Genomic DNA, 3,872 nt, shown 5'->3' on the forward strand with positions numbered 1-3,872 from the left:
GAAAAACGAGAGGACAAATGTTCGTGTCATATTAATTAGCTTTTTTTTACCGAATTCCTATACATTTCAATTACATTAAACTATTGTGGGGTAGACATATTAAGTAAGTAGGCGAGAATAAGTCAAAGTACATTAAGTAATGTAAAAATATTCAGATTGTTGCGTAGTGAGGGCTACAGCCCTCAAATAAGGACTAAAGTCCTTACTACAAACATTGAATTATTCCTGCTGCTCTACTTACCTGTCCATGTTATTCAAGTAAAATGAGCAACAACTTATGAATCAAATTAAGCATCAACACTGGATTTTTTTAAAACAAAGACTGACTCCTTACTTATTTTTGCTCCCGGCCTTAATTCTCCTAGTTTTAACAGTTTTTTGGCCAGCAATACAGGCATTTTACCTCAGCTTTACCAGCTACGAAGACCTTTCACAGCCACCTCAATGGATAGGTTTTGGTAACTTTTTCCGCTTGTGGAAAGATGCAGTTTTTTGGAAAACCTTAGAAAATACTTTCATCTATCTTTTGGGTGTTGTACCAATTTTAGTCATGGCTCCTTTAGTTTTGGCAATTTTGGTAAATCAGAAACTGCGAGGCATGAATTGGTTTAGAGCAGCTTACTACACCCCGGTAGTGATATCAATGGTAGTGGCTGGCATCGCCTGGAAATGGCTATATGCAGAAAACGGCTTACTCAATCAGTTACTCACGACTTTGAATATTTTTCCTGAAGGAATTCCCTGGCTAACTAGTCCAGAGAAGCTGCTGGGCATTGTACCAATTTCTTTAGCCAGCGTTATGGCTGTCACTGTCTGGAAGGGACTCGGCTATTATATGGTAATTTATTTAGCAGGGTTGCAATCAATTCCAGCTGATGTGTATGAAGCCGCAGCTATTGATGGTTCAGATGGTATTCGCAAACACTGGGATATTACCATACCTTTGATGAAACCGTATTTAGCGCTAGTAGCGGTAATTTCAGCGATTTCTGCAACTAAAGTATTTGAAGAAGTATTTATTATGACTCAAGGTGGTCCATTAAATAGCTCCAAAACAATTGTTTACTATTTATATGAAGAAGCCTTTAGTAATTTAGAAATTAGCTATGCTTGCACCATTGGTTTAGTATTATTTTTGATTATTTTAGCGTTATCAGTTTTGCGATTAGTGATTAATCCCCAGGAGGATATGACAATTTAATCATTAGTGAGAAATTTTATTTCATTTTATAAATCTGAAGAGTTTAGAAACATGATTGATTAAATCAGAGAATTTCTAATAAAAAATACATTGCTTTTTATGTTCTGGGAGATTTTGAGATAACATTAATAAATCCTGTTGCGGTAAAGAATTTGCCATATAATATCTTTTTTTCTGCCGCCTAGAACTGTAATCAAAAAACATAGCAAATCTATCAGAATTTATCGGCAACTTTCCTCGATGAAAAATGCTACCAGTAGCAGCAAAAATTACAGTACCCACAGAACCTGTACAGGATTTATAATTTTCTGGAGATATAAAATTTCTCATCTTTGACTCCCGAATGTAGCCAGATGTATATTTTAAAGCTTGGGCTATTTCTAAAGATAAATCTGGGGGAATATATTGAAATGGCCCTGTATGCTCATTAGTTTCACTTAAATAAATGATAATTTTGATAATTTTTCTATCTTCTCTATCTATATGCCATAATCTTGAACCTTGCTCGATTTTATTAGCAATATCTCTGCGAAAATATACTCCATTGTAGGATATTGGTAAACCCAGATAATTTTCTACAATATTAAGTAAACGTTGTTCAAGTCCCCATAAAAAAATTTCTGGATACTCCATTATCTGCTGGGAAGTAGCATGAACAACAAATTCATCTTTCTGAACAGAGATATTTGGCGATGGTATTTGTGGTATTAGGTTTTGTGCTGCTACCAGGATGTCAGGTGTAGAGGGAATTCCCAATGCTTCTAAGGAAGTAATGACAACGCCTTTTTTGTTAATGTTTTCTAATATATCCAAATCAACCTGGGAGAGAAGAGGTAGTTTGGTTATATGCTTTTTTACTGCTGTTTGATAAGCCAAGTTTTCTTGATATCGAATGAATGGTATGGCATCAATTTTTTTTAAAATTTTATTCCGCGTTTTTTGCATCAACTTATACATATTTCTTTTTGCCTTCTGTTGAAATTTGTGTAAAATAATTTAAATTGATACTTAATTTTATATTGGTGGTTATTTAACTAGACAAATTCTAACCTATCCTATCTCAAAATACTGTCGCTAGTAAGATTCATTATCCAACTCTAGTTATAAATTTACAGAATCTTTTTAATTAGTGGATATGAATAAAAGTTTATACATCGTTATCTTTCTGCATTTTTGATCCATCTAAAGGCAGTAGATAAAACATTCACTAAATAACTATAAGAGATGAAATAGCTCTGCTTTCCAAACGAGTTACGAAGGAACAGATTTTTATGACGTTTGATTATGACTTGTTTGTCATTGGTACTGGGCCTGGGGGATTAGCAGCAGCAAAAAAAGCGGCTAGCTATGGTGTCCGTGTCGCTATGGCTGAACAAGAAACCATTGGTGGTACTTGTGTAAATCGGGGTTGTGTTCCTAAAAAATTGATTGTCTACGCAGCCGACTTTGCTCAGAACAACCAAATAGCACATAGCTACGGGTGGAGTAAATGTAAGCGGTATTTTGACTGGACACTATTTATGAAATCCGTACATCGACATATTGAACACATTAGCTACTCCTATTGTCAACAGTTACGAGCAGCAGGAATTGAAGTCATTAAAGAACGTGCTGTTTTGGTTGATGCTCATACTCTAAATTTAAATGGACATCAAGTAACAGCTGATAAAATTTTAATTGCTGTGGGTGGAAAACCTCATAAGCCGAATATTCCAGGGATAGAATATGCTATTACATATCGGGAAATGTTTCATTTACCCTATTTACCAAAACGGTTAGCAATTATTGGCGGTGGTTATATTGGCGCTGAATTTTCTAGCATGATGCACGCTTTAGGGTGTAAAGTTACACTGATAGAAAAAGATGAAATGATGCTATCAGGGTTTGATAATGATATTCGCTCTGGCATACAACAAGGTTTAAGCAAACGCGGAATTAAAATTTTTACTAACAGCACTGCTCAAGAAATTACTCATTTAGATGATGGTTGGCTGTTAAAAATTACTGGCGATTTTGCAGAAACTATAGCCGCAGATACTATTCTCGTGGCTACAGGTTCGAGTCCTAATACTAAGAACCTGGGTTTAGAACAGGCTAAGGTCGAAGTTGGTAAACAAGGTGAAATTAAAGTAGATGAATATTACTGCACTACCCAAGAAAATATTTTTGCTGTGGGAGACTGCATCAACCAGATACAATTAACCCCAGTAGCTAAGGCGGAAGGGATTGCGTTTGCTAATACGGTTTTTGGTAATAACCCGCAAACAGTAAATTATGAGTATGTGCCTTCTGCTGTTTTTTCTCGTCCAGAAGGAGCTGGTGTAGGGATGGCGGAAATCAAAGCCAGGGAAAATTTTGGTGATGCTGTAAAATGCTATTCTACTCAGTTTCAACCCCTTTTATATCAGCTACTCGAAGAAGAAGACCTAGCGATGATGAAGTTAGTAGTAGATGGCAATTCTCAACAAGTTTTGGGCGCTCATATGTTGGGGGAAAATGCTGCCGAAATTATTCAAACTTTAGGTGTGGCAATTCGTCGAGGAATTACTAAGCAAGAACTGAATGACACAATAGGTATTCATCCCACGACAGCAGAGGATTTTTTATCTTTGGATTAAATCTAGGGACAGAGTTAATAGGACTCAGTACTCAGCACTTTGCTATATAGAGG

The 3,872-nt window shown here is 35.9% G+C and carries 3 protein-coding genes; 2 read left to right on the plus strand and 1 reads right to left on the minus strand.

Annotated features, from left to right (window positions below; translation table 11 throughout):
- Window positions 1–277: 277 nt before the first annotated feature.
- On the plus strand, window positions 278–1,201 hold the full coding sequence (locus VB654_RS10855) for a sugar ABC transporter permease (protein ID WP_323213731.1): 924 nt from the start codon (window positions 278–280) through the stop codon (window positions 1,199–1,201).
- 75 nt (window positions 1,202–1,276) lie between these two features.
- On the opposite strand, the gene VB654_RS10860 is transcribed toward VB654_RS10855, so the two are convergent.
- Window positions 1,277–2,158, minus strand: a complete 882-nt coding sequence (locus VB654_RS10860) for a 2OG-Fe(II) oxygenase (protein ID WP_323213732.1) — start codon at window positions 2,156–2,158, stop codon at window positions 1,277–1,279.
- Window positions 2,159–2,472: 314 nt separating this feature from the next.
- Between VB654_RS10860 and gorA the strand changes: the two genes are divergently transcribed.
- The gene (gene gorA / locus VB654_RS10865; protein ID WP_323213733.1) at window positions 2,473–3,819 is read left to right on the plus strand and encodes a glutathione-disulfide reductase; all 1,347 of its coding nucleotides are present in this window, start codon (window positions 2,473–2,475) and stop codon (window positions 3,817–3,819) included.
- Window positions 3,820–3,872: the final 53 nt, after the last annotated feature.

Origin of the sequence: Nodularia sp. UHCC 0506 (assembly GCF_034931045.1) — a bacterium.
Taxonomy (GTDB): domain Bacteria; phylum Cyanobacteriota; class Cyanobacteriia; order Cyanobacteriales; family Nostocaceae; genus Nodularia.